Origin of the sequence: Methylobacterium aerolatum (genome assembly GCF_022179085.1) — a bacterium.
GTDB classification, from domain to species: domain Bacteria; phylum Pseudomonadota; class Alphaproteobacteria; order Rhizobiales; family Beijerinckiaceae; genus Methylobacterium; species Methylobacterium aerolatum.
In genome coordinates this window covers 55,758-77,342 of the sequence record NZ_BPQE01000028.1, presented here as the reverse complement: position 1 = coordinate 77,342, position 21,585 = coordinate 55,758, and the positions used below count along the sequence as shown (strand labels likewise).

The 21,585-nt window shown below is 68.3% G+C and carries 19 protein-coding genes; 8 read left to right on the top strand and 11 right to left on the bottom strand.

Annotated elements, in window-relative coordinates; genetic code table 11:
- The first annotated feature begins 196 nt into the window (after positions 1-196).
- The 5 genes from MFF06_RS18810 (at position 197) to MFF06_RS18790 (ending at position 5,439) form a co-directional block, all read left to right on the top strand.
- The gene (locus MFF06_RS18810; protein ID WP_012322163.1) at positions 197-1,336 is read left to right on the top strand and encodes an adenylate/guanylate cyclase domain-containing protein; all 1,140 of its coding nucleotides are present in this window, start codon (positions 197-199) and stop codon (positions 1,334-1,336) included.
- Between the two features lie 196 nt (positions 1,337-1,532).
- Positions 1,533-2,756, top strand: a complete 1,224-nt coding sequence (locus MFF06_RS18805; protein ID WP_012322162.1) for a molybdopterin-dependent oxidoreductase — start codon at positions 1,533-1,535, stop codon at positions 2,754-2,756.
- Positions 2,757-2,767: 11 nt separating this feature from the next.
- Complete coding sequence (locus tag MFF06_RS18800; protein ID WP_012322161.1) at positions 2,768-3,106, top strand: c-type cytochrome; 339 nt, start codon at positions 2,768-2,770, stop codon at positions 3,104-3,106.
- A 184-nt stretch (positions 3,107-3,290) separates the two neighbouring features.
- Positions 3,291-4,274 (top strand): beta-propeller fold lactonase family protein, encoded by a 984-nt coding sequence (locus tag MFF06_RS18795; protein WP_012322160.1) that lies wholly within the window; start codon positions 3,291-3,293, stop codon positions 4,272-4,274.
- 79 nt (positions 4,275-4,353) lie between these two features.
- Positions 4,354-5,439, top strand: coding sequence for a molybdopterin-dependent oxidoreductase (locus MFF06_RS18790; RefSeq protein WP_012322159.1), 1,086 nt, complete (start codon positions 4,354-4,356; stop codon positions 5,437-5,439).
- 6 nt (positions 5,440-5,445) lie between these two features.
- Here the strand turns inward: MFF06_RS18790 and MFF06_RS18785 are convergent, their stop codons facing one another.
- From MFF06_RS18785 to MFF06_RS18765, 5 genes are all read right to left on the bottom strand, one after another.
- Complete coding sequence (locus tag MFF06_RS18785; RefSeq protein WP_012322158.1) at positions 5,446-5,646, bottom strand: hypothetical protein; 201 nt, start codon at positions 5,644-5,646, stop codon at positions 5,446-5,448.
- 101 nt (positions 5,647-5,747) lie between these two features.
- Positions 5,748-6,638: a LysR family transcriptional regulator gene (locus MFF06_RS18780; protein ID WP_012322157.1), complete on the bottom strand. Its 891-nt coding sequence runs from the start codon at positions 6,636-6,638 to the stop codon at positions 5,748-5,750.
- A complete protein-coding gene (locus MFF06_RS18775) occupies positions 6,635-7,441 on the bottom strand; it encodes an anti-sigma factor family protein (protein WP_238206787.1) in 807 nt (268 codons plus the stop codon). Before MFF06_RS18775 ends, MFF06_RS18780 begins: the two co-directional genes overlap by 4 nt.
- Complete coding sequence (locus MFF06_RS18770; RefSeq protein WP_012322155.1) at positions 7,438-7,947, bottom strand: RNA polymerase sigma factor; 510 nt, start codon at positions 7,945-7,947, stop codon at positions 7,438-7,440. The genes MFF06_RS18775 and MFF06_RS18770 overlap by 4 nt, the downstream gene beginning before the upstream one ends.
- Positions 7,948-7,990: 43 nt before the next feature.
- Entirely contained in the window at positions 7,991-8,374 is a 384-nt protein-coding gene (locus MFF06_RS18765) for a COG4315 family predicted lipoprotein (protein WP_012322154.1), read from the bottom strand.
- A gap of 181 nt (positions 8,375-8,555) precedes the next feature.
- Here MFF06_RS18765 and copM point away from each other — a divergent pair, with 181 nt between their 5' ends.
- Together copM and MFF06_RS18755 are read left to right on the top strand one after the other, a co-directional pair.
- Entirely contained in the window at positions 8,556-9,008 is a 453-nt protein-coding gene (copM, locus tag MFF06_RS18760) for a CopM family metallochaperone (protein ID WP_238206785.1), read from the top strand.
- Complete coding sequence (locus MFF06_RS18755) at positions 9,005-10,441, top strand: YncE family protein (protein ID WP_012322152.1); 1,437 nt, start codon at positions 9,005-9,007, stop codon at positions 10,439-10,441. Before copM ends, MFF06_RS18755 begins: the two co-directional genes overlap by 4 nt.
- A 333-nt stretch (positions 10,442-10,774) precedes the next feature.
- Here the strand turns inward: MFF06_RS18755 and MFF06_RS18750 are convergent, their stop codons facing one another.
- The gene (locus MFF06_RS18750) at positions 10,775-11,803 is read right to left on the bottom strand and encodes an IS110 family RNA-guided transposase (RefSeq protein WP_238206784.1); all 1,029 of its coding nucleotides are present in this window, start codon (positions 11,801-11,803) and stop codon (positions 10,775-10,777) included.
- 353 nt (positions 11,804-12,156) lie between these two features.
- On the opposite strand from MFF06_RS18750, the gene MFF06_RS18745 reads away from it, so the two are divergent.
- Positions 12,157-12,309, top strand: coding sequence for a hypothetical protein (locus MFF06_RS18745; protein ID WP_238206775.1), 153 nt, complete (start codon positions 12,157-12,159; stop codon positions 12,307-12,309).
- A gap of 257 nt (positions 12,310-12,566) precedes the next feature.
- On the opposite strand, the gene MFF06_RS18740 is transcribed toward MFF06_RS18745, so the two are convergent.
- From MFF06_RS18740 to MFF06_RS18720, 5 genes are all read right to left on the bottom strand, one after another.
- A complete protein-coding gene (locus MFF06_RS18740) occupies positions 12,567-12,713 on the bottom strand; it encodes a hypothetical protein (protein ID WP_238206773.1) in 147 nt (48 codons plus the stop codon).
- Positions 12,714-12,729: 16 nt separating this feature from the next.
- Positions 12,730-14,577, bottom strand: a complete 1,848-nt coding sequence (locus MFF06_RS18735; RefSeq protein WP_238206771.1) for a ThiF family adenylyltransferase — start codon at positions 14,575-14,577, stop codon at positions 12,730-12,732.
- Positions 14,555-16,180: an adenylate/guanylate cyclase domain-containing protein gene (locus MFF06_RS18730; protein ID WP_238206769.1), complete on the bottom strand. Its 1,626-nt coding sequence runs from the start codon at positions 16,178-16,180 to the stop codon at positions 14,555-14,557. The genes MFF06_RS18735 and MFF06_RS18730 overlap by 23 nt, the downstream gene beginning before the upstream one ends.
- Positions 16,181-16,194: 14 nt before the next feature.
- Positions 16,195-17,307: an adenylate/guanylate cyclase domain-containing protein gene (locus MFF06_RS18725; protein WP_238206767.1), complete on the bottom strand. Its 1,113-nt coding sequence runs from the start codon at positions 17,305-17,307 to the stop codon at positions 16,195-16,197.
- A gap of 272 nt (positions 17,308-17,579) precedes the next feature.
- Entirely contained in the window at positions 17,580-21,299 is a 3,720-nt protein-coding gene (locus MFF06_RS18720; RefSeq protein ID WP_238206765.1) for a vitamin B12-dependent ribonucleotide reductase, read from the bottom strand.
- Positions 21,300-21,585: the final 286 nt, after the last annotated feature.

The window sequence follows — 21,585 nt, the reverse complement described above, 5'->3', positions numbered from 1 at the left end:
AGGCCGGGGCGCGGGTGACCCTCGCTGTAATCGCCTCGCTCCTTGCCCTCGGCGCCGTCAGCCTCGGCCTAATCCATGTGCTCGGCCTCGTCTGATCTGCGCTAAGGCATCGATCCCACCCCTTGATGGAAGAATTGCCGTGACACGTTCGTCCCAATCTTCATCCGAGGCAGTCGCGCAGGCAACGGGATGGTTGATGGGGCCGGGTCGCGAAGCGGTGGACGCGGCAGCCCTTCTCGATGGGTTCAGTGCGTGCCTCTCGGGGCTCGGCCTGCCGCTGGCCCGCGCCACCACCCACGCGCCGACCCTGCATCCGTCGTTCCGGTGGGTGATGCGCGTCTGGCATCCAGGAACGTCGAGCCTAGCCCTGCGTCGCCGCCACGGCATCGAGGGCACGCCGACCTTCCACGGCAACACCGTCGAGCACGTGGTCGAGACGCGGACCCCACTCCAATGCCGTCTCGACGGGGATGGGCCGCTGCCGTTTCCCGTGCTTGGCGAGCTTCGCAACGAGGGTCTGACCGACTACCTCATCGCGCCGCTGCGCGCCGCGCGTGGACGCATGGGTGCCGCCTCCTGGGCCACGGCGAGACCGGGCGGCTTCACGCCGATCGAGATCGAGACGTTGCTGGCGCTGGTCGAGCCGTTCTCGCTGCTGTTCGAAATCAAGGCGCTCGACGACATGCTTGGCGCGGTCCTGAGCGCCTATGTCGGGCGCGACCCAGCGCGGCAAATCCTGGCCGGCACAGTGCGGCGCGGCGACGTACGCCTCATGCGGGCCGCGATGATGCTGACCGATCTGCGCGGGTTCGGTGAACTGTCCGACCGGCAAAGCCCCGACCATGTCGTGGCCGCCCTCAACCGGATGTTCGATGCCATCGTGCCAGCCGTCGAGGCGGAAGGCGGCGAGGTGCTAAAGTATATTGGTGACGGGCTGCTGGCCGTGTTCGATGCCGATCGCGACGAGGCCGAGGCGCGCCGTGCCGCCTTGCGTGCCGCCGAGGCCGCACTCGATGCGCTTGCGACCCTGCGCGACGGTGACAGGGCTGCCTTTGAGGTCGGCGTCGCACTTCATGTTGGGGAGGTCGCCTACGGCAATATCGGCGGCGGCGACCGGGTCGACTTCACGGCGATCGGCCGCGATCTCAACGTGCTCGCTCGCGTCGAGCGCCTGTGCAAGACCTACGACACGCCGCTGATCGCCACCGACACCTTCCTCCACGGCCTGGCGCATGCCCTCGAACCGCTCGGCATTGTCGCCCTTCGCGGTTTCGCCGAGCGTCACGCCTTGTTCGGGTGTCGCAGGACCGCGCCTGTCGAAGCACCGGCGGTCTGACGTCGAGACGATATCTGGCACCACCGGCGCGGAGATCCAAAATTCTCAAATCATCGCGTTGGGAGATCGTTCGCATCGCGAAAGACCGTTGGTGGGAATAAAACGCATCCCGTAGCATCTCCCTAGTCGCAAGGAATCGCCACGGGTCCGGTGCCCTCGAACGCATCGACGCCGACGAACTTTGAAGGGAGAGACCATGCACGGATTGGACAGACCGATGAACCGCCGCCTCCTGTTGGGCGGGCTCGGGCTCGGCAGCCTTGCCGCCGCGATGCCGGCCTGGGCCGCGGGCTCGGTGAAGCTGCCGCTACCCGGCGGCCCGGATGTGCGGGATCTCACGACGGCCTTTCCCGGCAAGGGCGAGATGATCCTCCAGCGTACCCATCCGCCGCTGCTGGAGACGCCGTTTGCGGTGTTCGATGAGGGCGTGTTCACCCCCAACGACCGCTTCTACGTGCGCTGGCACTGGGCCTCGATCCCAACCGAGGTTGATGCCGGCACCTTCCGTCTCAAGGTCCACGGTCATGTCGAGAAGGAACTCTCGCTCTCCCTCGATGCCATCGCCGGCCTGCCGCGCTTCGAGATCGCCGCGGTCAACCAGTGCTCGGGCAACTCCCGCGGGCTGTTCGAGCCGCGGGTTCCCGGCGCGCAATGGGCCAACGGCTCGATGGGCAACGCCCGCTGGACCGGGGTACGGCTGAAGGACGTGCTCGAAAGGGCCGGGGTGAAGGCCGGTGCCGTGCAGGTGCGTTTCAGCGGCCTCGACGAGCCGGTGGTCGACGACGCGCCGGACTTCAAGAAGTCGCTCGATCTCGACCACGCCAACAATGGTGAGGTGATGATCGCGTACGCGATGAACGGCGAACAGCTGCCGTTGCTCAACGGCTTCCCGCTTCGTCTCGTGGTGCCGGGCTGGTACTCGACCTACTGGGTCAAGATGCTGTCCGACATCGAGGTGCTGGACAAGCCCGACGATCAGTACTGGATGAAGACCGCCTACCGTATCCCGGACGTGCCGGGCGCCAACATCAAGCCCGGCCAGACCGGCTTCAAGACGGTACCGATCAACAGGATGGTGCCGCGCTCCTTCGTCACCAACCTGACCGACGGCGCCAAGGTGGCGGCCGGAACGCCGGTGGCCATCCGCGGTATCGCCTTCGGCGGCGATTGTGGGGTGAAGGCGGTGGACTTCTCCGGAGACGGCGGGGCGACGTGGTTCCCGGCGCAACTCGGCAAGGACGAGGGCCCCTACAGCTTCCGCCGCTTCGAGGGCAGCCTGCCGGCACTGGCCTCCGGAACCCACACGGTCAGGGTCCGCTGCACCAACACCAACGGCGTGGCGCAGGGCATGGACCGGGTCTGGAACGCCAACGGATTCATGCAGAACGGCATCGAGACCGTGTCCTTCCAGGCCGCTTGAGGAGATTAGCCATGAACCCGATCCATCCGGCAGCCCTCATCGCCGCACTCGCCCTGTCTCCCCTGGTCGCGCTCGCCGCCCCGGCCCCCGAGCCGATGCGCTTCACCTCGCAATCGATCCAGATGCCGACCTCCGACCGGATCTTCCCCGACGGGCCGGGGGCCGAGGCGGTCAATAACAACTGCCTCGCCTGCCACTCGGCCGGGATGGTGCTGACCCAGCCCAAGCTCACGAAGGCGCAGTGGACCGAGACCGTGAACAAGATGGTCCACGTCTACAAGGCGCCGGTCGATCAGGCCGACGTGCAGACCATCGTCGACTACCTCACGGCGTTGAAGCCGACGCCCTGAACCCCCGAATCCCGAGGCCGCCGCGTTTTTTCGCCGGCCTCGGGGAATAGACCGCCCTCGCTGGCATCTCCTTGAGGCGATGCATGGCCGGACCGGTCCCGCACGACGCAATCCGATTTCGAACCCGCCCGCACGGCCGGCCCCAGGCCGCCGGACGAGGGCGCATGCCCGAGAGACACGCTTCATGACCCATGTCCGTTCCAGCCTGCGCGCCCTCCTCGCCGGAGCTGCCTTGCTCCTCGCCCAGGGCCAGCCCGGATCCGCCGCCGGTTTCGACGGCGCGATCAAGAACAACGCGCTGGCCCTGAACGCTGCCGGCACAGTCGCCGCGGTGTCGAACAGCGAGGAGAGCGCCGTCATCGTCTACGATGTCGCCAAGGGGACGGTGCTGCGCCGCCTCGACGGCTTCGTGACGCCGCGCAACATCGTGTTCGCACCGGACGGCACCCGCTTCTACGTCTCCGACAGCGGCACCGGCCGGATCACGATCTACGAGACCGCCACAGGCAAGGAGGTCGGCATTCTCGCCGCCGGGCCAGGGGCCTTCGGCACCGTGCTCTCGGCCGACGGGGGCAAGCTCTACGTCAACAACGAGGCCGCGAGCACGCTGACCGTGTTCGACACCAAGACCATGCTCGCGGAGGCCGTGATCCCCGGCTTCGCGCAGCCGCGCCAGGGCGTGAAGCTGTCGCCCGACGGCAAGACCGTGTTCGTGACGAACTTCCTCGGCGACAAGATCACGTTGGTCGACACCGCCACGAACAAGATCACCGGCGAGATCGCCGGGTTCGACAAGCTGCGCGCCATCTCGATCACCAAGGACGGCAAGACGCTGTTTGCCGCCAACAGCGGCCGCAACACCGTTGGCGTGGTCGATGTCGCCGCCCGCAAGGTCACGTCCGAAGTCACGGTGGGCAAAGACCCCTACGGCGCCGCGCTGACCCCGGACGGGCGCTTCGTCTATTCGGGCAACCTCAAGGACAATTCGCTCTCGGTGATCGACACCGGTACACTCACCGTCGTCGCCACGGTGACCGGCCTGAACGAGCCGCGCCAAGCCATCGCGTTCTCGACCGACAACGCCCGCGCCTACGTCCTCAACCGCGATCTCAGCGTCGCCGTGGTCGATCGCGCGAAGAACGCGGTGGTTTCGACGATGAAGCCGTGAAGCGTCGCGCGTCGGGTGCCTACTCGGCTCCCGGCGCGTTCCCGGTGTCGACCCGTCACGAACGCAGGACAAAGACCCCATGCTCGGCCTGTTCCAGCGCAAGGACCGCCTCATCGTGCACGGAAAGGCGCCCTACAACGCCGAGCCGCCGCTCGATCGCCTTCGGGCGGCGTTCCTCACCGACCAGGCCGACTTCTACGTCCGCAGCCACGGCGACATCCCGGACCTCGACGCCGACGGCTACCGCCTGACCGTAGACGGGATGGTCGCCGCGCCGCTCGACCTCTCCGTCGCCGATCTGAAGGCGCGCTTCGCGCCCGTCACCGTCACGGCGGTGATGCAATGCGCCGGCAATCGCCGGGCCGACATGCTGGCTGTGGCGCCGGTTTCCGGCGATCCGTGGGCGCCCGGTGCCATCGGCAACGCGGAATGGACCGGCGTGCGGCTCGCCGACGTGCTGTGCGCTGCCGGCATCGATGCGGATGATGGGCGCCACGTCGCCTTCGAGAGCCACGACCGGATCGCGGACACGGACACGCGCTTCGGCGCCTCAATCCCGCTCGCCAAGGCGCTGGCCCCCGAGACGCTGCTTGCCTTCGCGATGAACGGCGAGCCTCTCGCCCCCGAGCACGGCCATCCCTTGCGCGTGGTGGTGCCGGGATTTGCCGGCATCCGCAGCCCGAAATGGCTCGCCCGCATCACGGTGCAGGACCGGCCCTCCGACAACCCGATGCAGGCCGACGACTACAAGCTGTTTCCGCCCGACGTGACGGCCGAGACCGCCGAGCCGGCCCACGGCATCACCATCGAGGCGATGCCGCTCAACAGCGCGATCTGCGAGCCCGCCCGCGGCGCGGCGTTGAAGGCCGGCCGGCACGCGATCCGCGGCTACGCCATCGCCAGCGACCGCGCGGTCGCCCGGGTCGACGTCTCGACGGATGGCGGCCGCAGCTGGGCGCAGGCCCGGATCGAGCGCGATGCCGACGCGCCCTACGCCTGGACGTTCTGGGAGATCGAGCGCGAGCTGACCGCTGGCGAGCACGAACTCGCGGTGCGGGCCTGGGATTCCGCCGGCCAGACCCAGCCGGCCGCTCCCGACGACACCTGGAACTACAAGGGCTACCTCAGCGCCGCCTGGCACCGGGTGCGGGTGACCGTCGCCTGATGACCCTCACGCCCGGAGCAGGGCGGTGGCCGCGAGGACCGAGATCGCGATCGGCAGGGCCGCGATCCCGACGGTGAGGAGGCGCGGCATCATCGGGATCTCGGCATGGGCGAGTCGCGCCCGGATCGCCCGGTCCCGCCACACGGCGCCGGAGAATGAGGCGATCAGCGTCAGCGACAGCACCTTCGGCGGCCAGACCGCCAGCACCTCCCGCAGGAAGCGCTAAGCGGCCAGGCCGACGCCGAGTCCGGTCCTTGGCGAGCCTCACCCGCGGGTCGTCGGGGGGGGCACGGGTTTCGCAGGCTCGCTCATCCGGGATCCGACGTTGCGATGAGTTCGAGCAGCGCGTCGGCGGCCCGACTGCGGTAGCGCTCCTTGTGGCGCAGCACCCGGAAGGGTCGGCTTGGCAACTCGAACGCCGCCCGCACCAGGGTCCCGGCCCGAATCGCGGCGGCGACCACGGTCTCGGACAGGACGGTGGCCCCGCCCCCGGCCTCGACGGCGGCGCGCACCGCCTCGTTCGAGGGCAGTTCGAGCGTGACCCGGAGTTGGGCCGGGGCGAGGCCAGCCTCCGTGAGCGCCGCCTCGAAGGCCGAGCGGGTTCCCGATCCAGCCTCGCGCAGCACCCAATCGGCCCCGGCGAGGTCTTCGGGTGCGAGGGCGGTCGCCCCGGCGAAGTGATGGTTTGGGGCGACCACGAGAACGAGTTGGTCCCGCGCGATGGTGGTGCTCGCAAGCGTCGGGTCGTCCAACGCCCCCTCGACGAAGCCGAGTTCGGCCTGCCCGGCGCGCACCGCGTCGGCGGCGTCGGTGGTGTTGCCCACGGCCAAGCGCAGGGCGATCTCAGGGTAGGTGCGGCGGAAGGCGACGAGGTGGCGCGGCAACCAATCGCTCGCGATGGTCTGGCTGGCGTAGAGCGCCAGCGTCCCGCGTCGCATGCCGCTGAGGTCGGCGAGCACAAGTTCGGCGGCCTCGGCCCGGGCGAGCACGGCGCGGGCCTCGACGAGGAACACGCGCCCCGCTTCGGTCAGTTCGATCCCGCGGCCAACCCGGTGAAACAGCTTCGTCGCGTGCCGCCCCTCGATGTTGGCGATCGCCGTGCTGACCGCCGACTGGACGAGGTTCAGCGCCTCGGCGGCCCGCGTCACGTGCTGCCGCTCGGCCACCGCCACGAAGATGCGAAGCTGGTCAAGGGTCATGGCTGCCGACGATCCGGCGCGAGGCCGCGGACCTGCGCATCGACCGCCTGCGCGACGGTGAGCAGCCGGGCCTCGTCGGTGCGGCCGGTGACGACGTAGGACATGCCACCATCGACCCAGGAGAAGGCAGCGATGTCGCCCTCGCGGGCGAAGCGGAAGAGTGTGCGGCCGTCGCCGTCACCGACGCGGCTGTAGAGCGTCAGCCGGGTGCCGCGGTCGTCGTCGTACATCAACATCGCCGCGGGCTCGGTGCCAGCCGGCAACAGGCGCCCGCCCATCAGCCGGAAGCCCTGCGCCGAGAGGTCGGGGGCCGCGACCGCGTGATCGAGACGCTTCGAGAGCCACGTCACGAGGTGGGGCTTCTCGTCGGCGCGCACCTCCACCGGATGCACCGCCTCGACCACGAAGGTGCGGAAGGCTGCGACCGCGTCCTGCGTCGCCGGTGCCTCCGCCACCGCCACCGCGGGCACACCGTGCAGGGCATGGCCGACCCAGCCGCCGGCGCCGCCGAGCGCGAGGCAGAGCACGGCCGCAGCCGCCATGGGGAACCAGCTTGCGCCAGGGTACAGGTGTCGCGAGCGGATGTTGGCCACCCGCAGTCGCGCCGGGATCGCCTCCTCGGCGATCGGCGCGAGGCGGGCGCGCAGGCGCTCGCGCAGAACTCGGTCCGTCGAGACTTCAGCCGCACGCGCGGGGTTCCCCGCGAGCCACGCCTCGACCAGCGCCTGCCGCTCCGGTTCAAGGCGGCCGTCGATCAGGCCGTGCAGGTCGTCCTCGCCGACCGGGCGCGGATCCCCGCTCATTTAACCCTCCTCAGCAGGCCTGTCCGGCCCGTCTCCAGAAATCCGCGCATCCGCGTGCGCGCCCGGCTCAATCGCGACATCACCGTGCCGAGCGGCACCCCGAGCACCTGTGCCGCCTCGGCATAGGACAGGTCCTCCACCGCCACGAGGAGCAGCACCGAGCGCTGCTCCTCGGGCAGGGTGTCGAGCCCGGCGAGCACGTCGCGGGCTCCCAAAGCTGCCCCCGGGTCGGCGCTCGGATCCGGCACCTGCTCCAACGCTTCCGCGCCGAGATCGGCGCCGCGCCGGCCCCGGCGCCGGACGGCGGCCAGGAACAGGTTGCGCTCGATCGTGAACAACCACGCCCGCAGGTCGCCGTCGCGGCGACGCCCGGACCAAGCGGACAATGCCCGCTCCAGGGTGTCCTGGACGAGGTCGTCCGCCGCTTCGCGATCCCGAAGCAGCGCGACCGCGTAGCGCCGCAGGGCCGGGATCTGCGGTTCGATCAGGGCGGCGATCTCGTCCAACGACGTGTCCCAATCAGAAGGAGCCGATCCGGGCATTCACCGATCAGGGCTTGGCGATGTGCCACGCACCGTTGAGGAAGCCGTCACCGGTGGTGTCGCCCGGCTTGGTGTCCTTGGCGAAGGTGTAGAGCGGCTTGCCCTTGTAGGCCCACTGCATCGTGCCGTCGTCCCGGGTCACCGTCGTCCAATCGCCGGAGGCCGCCGATCCGGAGGCCGCCGTCAGGGCCGGCCAGTTGGCGGCGCAGGGGCCGTTGCACATCGACTTGCCGCCCATGTCCTTGTCGAAGGTGTAGAGGGTCATGTTCTTGGCATCCACGAGCGCCGGCCCCTTGGCGGTCTCGGCCGTCATGGCGGGCGCGGCGGCCTGGGCGGCCACGGCGGAGAAGGCGACAGCCGCGAAGGCGGTGCGGATCAGCAGATTGCGCATGGGTGAAGTCTCCCGCGGTCGAGCATGACCGCATCGGGAGGGATGCGGAACGGGCGCCTTTATTCCGCGGACACACGAAAAAAGGCGATCCCATCGGCGTGAACGCTTTTTCGGCCCCGCCGCGGAATAAAGCCGGTCCTCTGGCATCCCTTCCATCGACACCGGATCGGGAGGAGGCCGCATGCGCGGAGCATTGGGATTTGCCGTGACGGCGGCGCTGATGGCGAGCGGCCTCGTCGGCGGCCGGATGATGATGCGCCCGACGCTGGCCGCCAGCGAGCCGCCGGCCGCGTCGTCGACGTCGTTCGACGCGATGATGGCGCAGTCGATGACGCGGATGCACGCCGACATGATGGTTCCGCCCTCGGGCGATCCCGACCGCGATTTCGCCGCGATGATGATCCCCCACCACGAGGGCGCGATCGCGATGGCCAAGGCGGAGCTGCTCTACGGCAAGGATCCGGTCCTGCTTCGCCTCGCGCAGGGAATCGTCGTCGAGCAGGGCCAGGAGATCGATGTGATGCGCCGTGCGCTCGCCGGACTTCCCAAAGCGCCGCAGCCATCGACTGGTGCGGCCCATTCCCACGACCACGGTGCGGTCCCCGCCGCCATGCCCTCGGAGACCCGCCGATGAAGACCGCCCTGACGATCCTCGCCCTCGCGCTGCTCTCCGGCCCGGCGCTTGCCGGGCAGGCCCCGGGCGCAGCGTCCGCCCCGGACGTGCCGGTTAGCGGCAAGGATCGGTTCTACACTTCCGACCAGTTCTCCAACACGGTCTCGGTGGTCGATCCCGCCGCCAACACCCTGCTCGGAGTGATCCGGCTCGGCGACCCGACGCCGATGAACCTGAGCCCGCTCTATCGCGGGCAGCTTCTGGTTCACGGCATGGGCTTCTCGCCGGACCACAGGACCCTGCTCGCGGTCTCGATCGGTTCGAACTCCGTGAGCTTCATCGACACGGCGACCAACGCGGTCCGCCACACCGCCTATGTCGGCCGCTCGCCGCACGAAGCCTTCTTCACGCCGGACGGCCGAGAGGTCTGGGTGAGCGTGCGCGGCGAGGACCATATCGCGGTGCTCGATGCCGCCACCGCCAAGGAGACCCGCCGGATCACCGTACCGAACGGGCCCGGCATGACGATCTTCTCGCCGGACGGCACCTACGGCTACGTCTGCTCCAGCTTCAGCCCCGAGACCGTCGTCATCGACACCAAGACCCACACCATCGTCGGCCGCGTGAAGCAGGAGAGCCCGTTCTGCCCCGACATCGCCGCGACGCCGGACGGCAAGCAGGTGTGGTTCACCCTCAAGGATGTCGGCCGCACCCAGGTGTTTTCGGCGCGTCCGCCCTTCGCGCCGCTGAAGACGATCGAGACCGGGCCGATCACCAACCACGTCAACATCGTCTCGACCAAGGCCGGCCAGTTCGCCTACGTGACGATCGGCGGCCTGAACCAGGTCAAGGTGTTCCGCACCGACGACTTCTCTCAGGTCGCCACCATCGCGACCGGCGCCCTGCCGCACGGGCTCTGGCCCTCGGGCGACGGCAGCCGCGTCTATGTCGGCCTGGAGAACGCCGACACGGCGGCGGTGATCGACACCGCGTCGAACACGGTGATCGCTGAGGTGCCGGTCGGGCAGGGTCCGCAGGGCGTCGCCTACGTCCCGAACGCCGTGCCGGAGGGCGACGGAAAGCAGAACCTCCAGCCGCTGGGAGCCGCCGGCAAGACCAGCGCGCTGACGCTCGCCGGTTCCGATGGCAAGCCGGCGACGCAGGTCACCCTGTTCGACCAGGGCGTGCTGCAGACGCTGCAGGCCGCGGTCACGGGACTGCCCCCGAAGATGCCCTTCGTGCTGGCGCTCGCCGCCGATCCGAAGGGAGCGACCGGCCTGGAGCCGCTCGCCGCCTTCATGACCAACCCGGCCGGCGCGGCCATCGTCAACGCGATCGGTCCGATCCGACAGGTCACCCGCACGGATGCCGGCGCTAGCCGGCGCTACCTCGTGGTGGTCTCGGGCAAGCCCGGTGAACTCGGCAGTGTCGTCCAGATGCAGACTGTGGATTGATCGAGTGGGGGGCGCTAGTTCGGAAGGCGAACACTCATAAGAGTACCTTGGCGGCGCGAGCCCAGTTTCGATGTCTTGTGTGGATGGCTCCCGCATTGCAAGTGGCGAATTGAGCTTCTGACGCGTGGGTCGGGTGCAGTCTTGTGTCCGGCCTGTTGATGCAGTCATTCATGTTGACCGCTGGCCCTGATGGTATCCGCGAGCTGGGTCCCACTCTGCTTTGCGGGCTATGACGCCCTGGACATTCGGCGGGGTGTCCCGGCTCCCGGTCTGACCGGTTCGCCATCAACTCTCATCGTCCTCGCAACCTGGAAACGTTTCCTCTGCGTGCTGTCAGGCGGCCGTGGCCGCCGGTGCGCGGTAGGTGCCGCCGCGGGTCATGATCGCCCAGGCGACCCGCGCCGTGCGATTGGCCGCTGCCACGGTCACGACGCGCACCGGCTTGCGCTGCAGTAGCGTTGGCAGCCGCGGATCGACCGAGGTCGGCATCGCCTTCGCGCGCCGGATCAGAGAGGTCATGCCGACCACGAGCAGGCGGCGCAGGTAGCGGTCGCCCATGCGCGAGATCCGACCCAGACGTTCCTTGCCGCCGCTGCAGTTCTGCAGCGGTGTCAGTCCCAACGAGGCTGCGAACTGCCGACCGGAGCGGAAGCGCTCAGGCTCGCTCACCGAGGCGGCCAGCGCCGTCGCCGAGACGATACCGACACCTGGGATCGTCGCCAGGCGCTGCGACAGGTCGCTGTCCCGATGCCAGGCCAGCAATTCCTTCTCCAGCCGGGTGAGCTGGATCTGCACGGCGCCGATCTGATCGGCCAGCCCGGTCACCACGCGCTGGGCGAGCGGCGGCACTTCAGCCGCGTCTCCAGCCGAGAGCCGGGCTGCCAGTTCGAGCGCATGGCGCAGGCCGCGGGCCATCTCGATCCCGAACTCGGCGAGCAGCCCGCGGATCATGTTCACCAACTGCGTGCGTTGCTTGACCAGCAGGTCGCGCGTCCGGTGCAGCGCCAGCGCCGCCTGCTGCTCGGTCGCCTTCACCGGCACGAAGCGCATGCTGGGGCGCGTCACCGCCTCGCAGATGGCAGCGGCGTCGTTCGCATCGGTCTTACCGCGCTTCACGTACGGCTTCACGTAAGCCGGCGGCATCAGCCGTACATCATGGCCGAGCTTCATGAGCTCCCGGGCCCAGTGGTGCGCCGTGCCGCACGCCTCCATGCCAACCAAGCATCGCGGCAGCTTGGCGAAGAACGGTGCGACCTGCGCCCGCCTCAGAGCCTTGCGTACGACGACGTGCCCAGCTGCATCGACGGCGTGAACCTGGAAGATGCTCTTGGCCAGATCGATGCCGACGGTGGTGATCTCCATGGGGATGGCTCCTGCATGAGCGTGGCTGCTGCTTCGACAGCGACCACATCCTGGCACCGAGATGCCGTCAGTTGGAGCGGGAGCCATCCACCCCATCTGCTTTCGAGAACGACGTCGGACTGCTTCTACGGCGCAGTTGGGTCGGAAGCGGACTAGCTGCTGAGGGTGGTTTTGCGACGGTCTGCTTCTGAGGCAGCAATGCATGAAAGCGGAAGCAGCCGTTCCGAAGGCCGTAGCGCGGCTGGGCCAGTATCCAGCTCGAACCCCAATGAGGTATCCCCGCAAGCCACCAAGCCCTTACATGTTCGTGTGTGTATGGCACAGCCGAACATCGCTCGATAGAGGAAGCCATCTTGGCTCCAGATCCCGACCGGTCTCGTGACGCTCCCCTGGATCGGGCCTTAGCCATCCTGACCTTTGTTGCGAGAGAGCAGCTCAACAAGCTGCTCGAACTGGACGCGATGATCCAGCCGTCGCGGCGCCAGACGGTCGCCGGCCAAGTGTGATCGCGCGAAGGCGCACGAGCCTCGGGCAAGCTTTTCGAGGGAAGACGACGTTAAGCATATCGGGACGACATTGGGTCTTGTAAACGGCGGTCCAATGCCAGGCCATCAAACCGCCCTGCACGCGCTGAGCGCGAAGGCTTCCGGTTTATTGGCGCCCGGACGTAGGTGATTGCTTCTCAACTGGCTTTGCCAGTGGGCTCTGCGGGCTTGGCGAAGCTGCAGTGGCCTGGATTTACTCCGCCCGACACAGGTGCTGGCTACCTTTCGCGCAGCGTCGCGAGGATCATTCGCTTCCGGGTCTCGTAATTGGCTTGCTTGCGGGCGCGCAGCGCTTCGGTCGAGCTCAGCAGGCGGTTGATCGCGCGGGCTTCCTTTGTGCCGAAGACGGAGACCATCTTGAGCATCGCCTCGCACACCACCTCAAACGGAGCACGCCCCGGTTCCACATGATTCAGCGCGTTCCGAGGGCCATGCCCTTTCGACGACGGCGCCACCGTCCACGCGCGTCGGAAACTCCCGGACCCATTCTGCAGACCACCGGCCGCCCAGTTCCGCAAACGAGGAGATACGCGCCGCGTAGATACGGTGGCTGGAACGTCTGATCTTCCCAAGGAGGCCGTCCAAGGCCAATTGCCCCACAAGCGATGTAACGAACCCAAGCTCGATAGAACCGTATGGCTGATAATGGGCGCCGCACGCGGGTTCTTCGAGAGAGGCCCCAGTATCGTTCGGCCAAACCACAGCTTGGAATTCGGGTGCGCCCGTCCGTCCAAGCCCGCACCGAAGGCAGCCACCCTCGCCGACGATGGCAACCGCATGCCCGGCGGCTGCGTGTGCCTCCGTCCATCCGTAGACGATCGGCATCGGCCTGCCACGCCGGCAGTGCCAATCGTTGAGCCGGCTCTCCCCACGCCAGTCGCCCATGCAGGACACGATGAGGTCGTTCTCGATCAGGCGGTCTTCGTGGGCAGCGAGCATCTCCTGCGCGGAGATGGGGAACGCCTCGAACCGCCCGTGGGGATAGTCCACGCACAGCTTCGCGGCCAGCGCCTCCGCCTTGTTGGACCGCACGGAGGCGGCACCTAGGGGGTGACGCCCGACGTTAGCCCAGCTCAGCTCGTCGGGATCGACGAGGTTCAGCCGTCCGACCCCAGACTGGGCGAGTGCGACCGCTACGGGGGCACCGACCGAACCGCACCCCAGGACCGTGACCGTCGAGACCATCAAGCGCTCCGTGCGCGGATCGTGTCCGCGGCCATGTATCCACGCTGCATCCGCACGCTTCGGCTCGTCGCGCACGACCCTGGTCGTTCCGAGATATCGGCGAGTGAGCACTCCATCCGGCAGGCGGGACGAGCGGAAGCCGTCGAACAAAGGCGCGGCCGAACGTCCCCTACTTCGGCGGGGATCCCGAGGCGTCGGGATCGCGACGCTGACGATCCCGGGCCCGAAACGGCCTTCGGCCGCGAGCGCCACGACGAGGTTATCCTGGCGCTCGGACACGAGGCCGGCGAGAAGCCTGGGCACGTCTCCGCCGCAACGGTCGGCGAGCCCCAGGACATCCCGGGCCGTCCGCGGGTACTCGGCCGGCAGCGGCGGACTATCGAGCCAGATGAGCAGCCCCCGTTCGAGCCGTGACCGGTGGAGGGCTTCGGGGCCATACCGGTTGCGCAGCCATTCGGCGCCCTGTGCCTCGGTCTCGCCCAACAGGCGGATGTTTGACGCCTGCCACACGACGATCTCGCGCGAGGGCCGCTCCAGCCTCAGGATGCTGGTCAGACGGCCGTCGGCGGCATTCCGGTCGTACCGCCAGTATGTCAGGAACTCGTCCCGGAAATCGCGCTCGATAATGGCGCCGTCGAGAAGATTCTCGACCAGGGCGCAGCTCTTGCCGAGCAGCCGCTCCACGACGCCGACCGGGTCGTCTGGGTCGATCTCGCTCAAGTTGGCGAGCAGGCACAGGCTGCCGTCCCGCTCGATATGCGGCCACGTCAGGAACGGCGGCCGCTCCACCAGGCCGAACTGCGGCCGTGAGGAGGGGAACCCGGCGGGTATCAGTACGTCGATCCGTCTCGGTTCCCGCTCACCGAAATCGACCGGGAGGCGCCAGCCGGACGCGATCCGGAACCGATGGTGGTATGACGCGAGCGCCCGGGGTTCCAAAGGCGTTGGCTCGACGCCGAGGATCTCCGCCAGGCGGCTGCGAACCTGGTCCACGGCCGCGCGCCAGCGGGGCGATGCCGGCTCAGGCATGGCGACCGCTGCCACGCTCCCGCACGGCACCCGCCGCGGCGGCGCCTCCCGAGATCAGCAGGCCGGAAGAGATCGCCGCCGGCTTGGTCAGCGAAGCGTGACGTCCCGGCGAGACCAGGCGCTCGGCCCGGGCGTGATCGAGGTCCTCGACCGGGCCACGGCCGAAATGGGTCCTGACCGAGACGGAAGCGTTGACGAGCGCGACGGGCCCTAGGGCGGTCTGCCGGCCGGTCAGGTCGGACTGAAGTGCCTCCGAGGCCGTGACGGCCTTGCTCGACGCGCAACGGACGCTCCTCTCGCCGCGGATCCCGATCCGGCTGAGCGGCGTCTCGCCGTACTCGGCCCCTATCGCGATGCCCATCGCTCCGAGGCCGGGCAGCATGCCGCGACAGAGGTCGAACGACGAGCGAAGCCCCCCGGTCAGCATTACCGCCGCATCGACGGTGGCCGCCGGTTCCGTCGCCGTCCGCGTGCCGACGGCGATGAGGGCGTGCAGGCAGTCGCCGATGAAGCGGACCTTCCTCGCGGCGAAATCGTCCCGGGCGCAGGCCGCAAGCTCTCCCCGGATGACGTGCAGGTTCGCCGTCATCTCGGCGATCCGACCGGTGAGGATGCAGGCGTCGACGTATGCTGTGAACCCCGACAGGTCCGCGAACACCGAGCCCAGGGCCATCCTGATCGAACGGCTCGGCATCAACTCGGCGAAATCGATGGTCCGGAGCGGCGGCTCGTGACGGTGGAAGCGGAAAACCGCCTCGGGGGAGGTGAGGGTGTCGAGGTCGAGGTCCGACTTCAGGGCGCGGACCGCGGCCTGAACCCGAGCGCGGGTCGGCGAAGGGTCGTAGCCGGACTGTGTCTGGCCGTAGGCGTCGTTCGCATATCCGTACTGACGGTCCTCCGCGAGAGCGGTGGAGCGCTCGTAGGCCCAGCCTACCGCGGGCTCGCTCAGCACCTTGCGGGCACGATCGCTGAGATAGATGCCGGGCCGGTCCCCTTCGGCGAGCTTGGCGGCGTGGTTTGCAGGGCTGCCAAGGAACAGGGGTTCGAGGTCGGCGCCGCGTCCGCTGCTCACGGCCACGGCGCGGCCGGTGTCGATGCCGATCCTGACCCGGGTGCGGAGGCGGGAGCCGCCGAAGTCACGGCCGGCGGCCTCGATCGTCTCCTTCAGCGTGACCGCGAACGCGACAGCTCGAAGGACACGTTGGCGTTCGTCGCCGGTCGGGGTGACCACGACCGCGTGCAACCGGGGACCGTGGTAGTCGACGCGCTGGGCCTCGAACTCCTCGACCACGCGGTCGGTCGCCGAATAGTGCAGGTGCAGGAACTGGAGGACGCGCTTGTGGCTGGCCTCGGTCTCGCGGCCCTGTTCCTGGATCTGGTCGTGGTAGTCGAGCAGCTGCGCGTAGACGTGCACACCGTCCACGAGGATCGCCCGGTTGCGCGGGACGGCGAAGATGGGCGCCTCATCCAGGCCCAAGCGCTTACCGCGGGCCCGGGCTTCGTTGATGCGCTGCGTGAGGTAGGCCTGGTCGAAGGTCCGGACGTCGATGGACGCCTGTGGCACCGTCGTCATGAAGTGCGCGATGCGGTTCCGGCTTCTGTTGAGGTCCCATGCCATTTTAGCACTCCGCGTCAGATAGAGGACAGGAAGGCGACGAAAGGTCGGCCGTGCTTGTCGGCGAACTCCACGGCGGTCGGCTGGAAGGATGAGCGGACGTCCTCGGGAAGGCCGGCGTAGACCCGGTCGCTGACCCTGACCCGTCCGGTCCGCTGTCCGTTTTCTGGCCGCCACTGCTCGTAACGCGCGGCTTCGTTGACGGGCTGGCCGACGAGAGTGAAGGCGATGCGGTCGCCGCCCCCGAAGTCGCCGACGGACACCTCGCCCGCGTGCAGGCCGATGCGGATGCCGATGGGGAGCCCCGACGCCTCCGCGACCTCGGTCACGCGACGTGCCGCCTCCAGGGCTGCGCGGGTGGCGTGCGCTAGGCCCTTGTTCAGCCGCTCGTCGTCGTTGCATAGCCAGAACGCCATCACGGCGTCCCCCATATGCTTGTCGACTTGCCCCTTCGCCCGGAGGATCTCCTCGACCTGGGGGTCAGTCAGGCTACGCAAGAAATCGCCGACCTCGGCGGGGTCCTTACCCTCGGAGTGCGCCGAGAAGCCTGATAGGTCGCTGAACCAGATCACTGCCTTTGTCTTCACTGGGCGGATGCGGGGCGCCCCGTTGAACAGGATGGCGGACGTCGCCTGGACACCCTCGGGGCATACGAGCCGCCCGATGATCCGGTCCCCGTCGGCGAGATCCCGGGCTTGGGCCGCGCGCATCTCGCTCGCCTGGTCGAGCTTGGCGACAAGTACGCGCGCGACCGTCTCGTACCAGAGCGCCCGAGTATCGGGCTCCAAGCCATCGAGGGTCGCCCGGTCGATCTTCCAAACCCTGGTCCGGCCGGCCGCGACCACCTCGTTGCCTCGTAGCGGCGCCTCCCCGGGCCGTCCGCGCAGGAAAGCCATCTCGCCCACGATCTCGCCGGGGCCCCGCCAGACTACAGACTCTCCGGCCATGACCCTGAGCTGCCCGTCCTCGACGATCCAGAGGCAGTCCGCCTCGTCGTTGGCCAAACACAGCGGTTGGTCGGCGCGCAGGGTGTCGAGCCGGTGCACGGCCTCGAAGCTGGCGATCAAGGCATCGGGATCAGGGCAATACCGGTGCAGGAAAGCACGGATACCGGTTGTTTTCGCTGCCATGTAGTCACTACCGATAGTTTCCAGTTGATCTCGTTTTGTTCGCTGAATCATTTTCGGTGACGAGCTTGTCGCTCGTCACCGAAAGTTTCGCCACGCCAACACTCCGAGTTCTTGTTACGCCATGTCTCGGATCAGCTCACTGTTTACGCACTACTAAGTCAGATGGTTGAGCGGCCTTGCTGTGGCGAAAATAATACGCTTCACTTTGCGGGCATACTTACCGCTCATGCGGGCATATTAATGTTCTCGCCACACCCGGTACAATCAGGGCGTCACGAGCAGCCGGTCGTTCCGCCGCAGGTGTCGCACTTCAGGCAGGTCCCGTTGCGCACGAGGGTGAAGTTCGCGCATTCCGGGCAGGCCTCGCCGACATAGCCCTTCATCTTCGCCTCGGCCCGCCGGTCCTCGACGGAGCGCGAAGGCGCCGCGAAGGGGAGGGTGTCGGCGATGCTGCCGGTCTGCGGCTCCACCTTCAGCGCCGTCGCACCGCGCACCGCGTGAACGGTGCCGCCCGCCGGCGTCGTCTGGCCGGCGGCCGCCGAGGCGACGCCGAGCGTCCCGCCCGCCGGGCCGCCCTGGATCACGGTCAGCCGGTCGGCCGAACCGCGCAGCAGGCCGCGCGAGACGATGGAGGCGGCCGAGGCCGGCTTCGGCCCCTCGCGGGTGGTGTCTCCCGCCTCGCCGCCGCCGAGGACGGTGCCCCCGATCTCGCCGGGAGAGACGTGGGCGAGGTCGGCGCGGCCGAGATACGACACCGCCAGCTCGCGGAACACGTAGTCGAGGAGCGAGGTGGCGTTCTTGATCGCGTCGTTGCCCTGCACGAAGCCCGCCGGCTCGAAGCGCGTGAAGGTGAACGCCTCGACATACTCCTCCAGCGGCACGCCGTACTGGAGGCCGAGGGAGATCGCGATGGCGAAGTTGTTCATCAGGCTCCGGAAGGTCGCGCCCTCCTTGTGCATGTCGATGAAGATCTCGCCGAGGCGCCCGTCGTCGTACTCGCCGGTGCGAAGGTACACTTTGTGACCGCCGACCACGGCCTTCTGGGTGTAGCCCTTCCGGCGGCCGGGGAGCTTCTCCCGCGAGCGGATGCGCTCCACCCGCTCGATCACCCGTTCCACGATCCGCTCGGCCGCCGCCGCCGCCTTGGCCGCGGCGGGCGCCTGGATCAGGGCCTCGACGGCCTCGTCGGCATCCTCCTCCTCGTCGGCGATCAGGGCCGAGTTGAGGGGCTGCGAGAGCTTCGAGCCGTCGCGGTAGAGGGCGTTCGCCTTCAGGGCGAGGCGCCAGGACAGCAGGTAGGCCGCCTTGCAATCCTCCACCGTGGCGTCGTTGGGCATGTTGATGGTCTTGGAGATCGCACCCGAGATGAACGGCTGGGCCGCCGCCATCATGCGGATGTGGCTCTCGACCGAGAGGTAGCGCTTGCCGATCCGGCCGCAGGGATTGGCGCAATCGAACACCGCGTAATGCTCGGTCTTCAGGTACGGCGCGCCCTCCAGCGTCATCGCCCCGCAGACATGGGTGTTGGCGGCCTCGATGTCCTTCTTGCTGTAGCCGAGGAAGGGCAGCAGCTCGAAAGTCGGGTCGGCGAGCTTCTCCGCCGGAACCTTGAGGGTCTGCGTCAGGAAGTCGTCACCGAGCGTCCAGCGGTTGAATACGAACTTGATGTCGAAGGCCGAACGGAGGCCCTTCTCCACCGCCGCGATCTTGTCGTCGGTGAAGCCCTTGGCGCGCAGGCTGCCGGGGTTCACCGCCGGGGCCTGGCCCATGGAGCCGTGGCCGACGGCGTAGGCCTCGATCTCGGCGATCTCGCTTTCCCGGTAGCCGAGCGCCCGGAGGGCATCCGGCACGGCGCGGTTGATGATCTTGAAGTAGCCGCCGCCCGCGAGCTTCTTGAACTTCACCAGGGCGAAGTCCGGCTCGATGCCGGTGGTGTCGCAATCCATCACGAGGCCGATCGTGCCGGTGGGCGCGATGACAGTCGCCTGGGCGTTGCGGTAGCCGTGCTCCTCACCGAGCGCCAGGGCGCGATCCCAGGCGGCCCGGGCGCGCTGCCCCAGGTCGTCCTGCGGGATGTTGGCGTGGTCCAGCGGCACGGGGGCGATCTTCAGGAACTCGTAGCCCTCGGCCTCGCCATGCGCCGCCCGGCGGTGGTTGCGGATCACCCGCAGCATCGCGTCGGCGTTCTCCTCGTAGGCCGGGAACGGCCCGAGTTCGGCCGCCATCTCGGCCGACGTGGCGTAGGACACACCCGTCATGATCGCGGTCAGCGCGCCGGCCAGCGCGCGGCCCTGCTCCGAGTCGTAGGACAGGCCCATCGTCATCAGGAGGCCGCCGATGTTGGCGTAGCCGAGGCCCAGCGTCCGGTAGCGGTAGGACAGCTCGGCGATTTCCCGCGACGGGAACTGCGCCATCAGCACCGAGATTTCGAGCACCACCGTCCAGAGCCGGTTGACGTGCTCGTAGCCTTCCACGTCGAACCGCTTCGTCCCGCGGTCGTAGAGGGTCAGCAGGTTCGTCGAGGCGAGGTTACAGGCCGTGTCGTCGAGGAACATGTACTCGGAGCACGGGTTCGAGGCCCGGATCCGCCCGCCGGCCGGGCAGGTGTGCCAATCGTTCATCGTCGAGTTGAAGTGCAGACCCGGATCCGCCGAGGCCCAGGCCGCCTCGCCGATGCGCTCCCACAGGTCGCGGGCCTTCAGCGTCTTTGTCACCTTGCCGGTGACGCGGGCGGTGAGGTTCCAGTCCTGATCGGCCTCGACGGCCCGGAGGAAGTCGTCCGTGAGCGAGACCGAGTTGTTGGAGTTCTGTCCGGCCACCGTGAGGTAGGCTTCCGAATCCCAATCGGTGTCGTAGACGGGGAACTCGATCTTGGTGAAACCCTGGCGGGCGAACTGCACCACGCGCTTGATGTAGGCGTCCGGCACCATCGCCTTGCGGGCGGCCTTGATCTCGCGCTTCAGGGCCGGGTTGCGCTCCGCGTCGAAGCAGGCGTCGCCCTCGGCCTCGCACTGGGTGCAGGCCTTCATCACGGCGCCGAGGTGCTTCGAGACGACCTTGGAGCCCGTCACCAGGGCGGCGACCTTCTGCTCCTCCTTCACCTTCCAGTCGATGAAGGCCTCGATATCCGGGTGGTCGATGTCGACGATCACCATCTTGGCCGCGCGCCGGGTGGTGCCGCCCGACTTGATGGCGCCCGCCGCCCGGTCGCCGATCTTGAGGAAGGACATCAGGCCCGAGGACTTGCCGCCGCCGCCGAGCTTTTCGTTCTCCGAGCGCAGGGAGGAGAAGTTCGAGCCGGTGCCCGAGCCGTACTTGAACAGGCGCGCCTCACGGACCCACAGGTCCATGATGCCGCCCTCGTTCACGAGGTCGTCCTGCACGGACTGGATGAAGCAGGCGTGGGGCTGCGGGTGCTCGTAGGCGCTGGCCGAGCGGGTCAGCTCGCCGGTGCGGAAGTCGCAGTAATAGTGGCCCTGGCCCGGCCCATCGATCCCGTAGGCCCAGTGCAGGCCGGTGTTGAACCATTGCGGCGAGTTCGGCGCCACCATCTGGCGGGCGAGCATCGCGCGCAGCTCGTCCATGAACGCGGAGGCGTCCTCCTCGGAGGAGAAGTAGCCACCCTTCCAGCCCCAGTAGGTCCAGCAGCCGGCGAGCCGGTCGAACACCTGGGTCGCGGAGGTCTCGGAGCCGAAGCGCTCCTCCTCGGGCAGGTCCGCCAGCGCCGCCTCGTCCGGCACCGAGCGCCAGAGGAAGGAGGGAACGTCGTTCTCCTCGATCTTCTTCAGGCGCGCTGGGACCCCGGCCTTGCGGAAGTACTTCTGCGCGAGCACGTCGCTCGCCACCTGGCTCCAGCTCTCCGGCACGTCGATGCCCTCGAGGCGAAAGACCACCGAACCGTCCGGATTGCGGATCTCGCTGAGCGCCTTGCGGAACGCCATGTCCGCGTAGGGCGACCGGCCGGCCGTGGTGTAGCGACGCTCGAACCGCATGAGACACACCTCTCCCGACGGGGCACGCGGCCCCGGTCCCGCCCTCGGCGGGGGCAACGGAACCGATCCGGCCCGCACTGAGCCCGGCTCGGTTCCGCAACGATGACTTTAGAGACGGGGGCGGCCCGCTGAACGCATCAACCGAAGGGGCACCACCATGACCCGGAGATTAACGCCGCCTCGCTCTCTTCGTCAACAAGTGGTGTGCAGCCAGAAGGTTTCCCGCTACATCTTGTGGTCTGGGAGAAAACCCTGTGGATATCCCTGGGGTGTCGGGTAAGTGTCG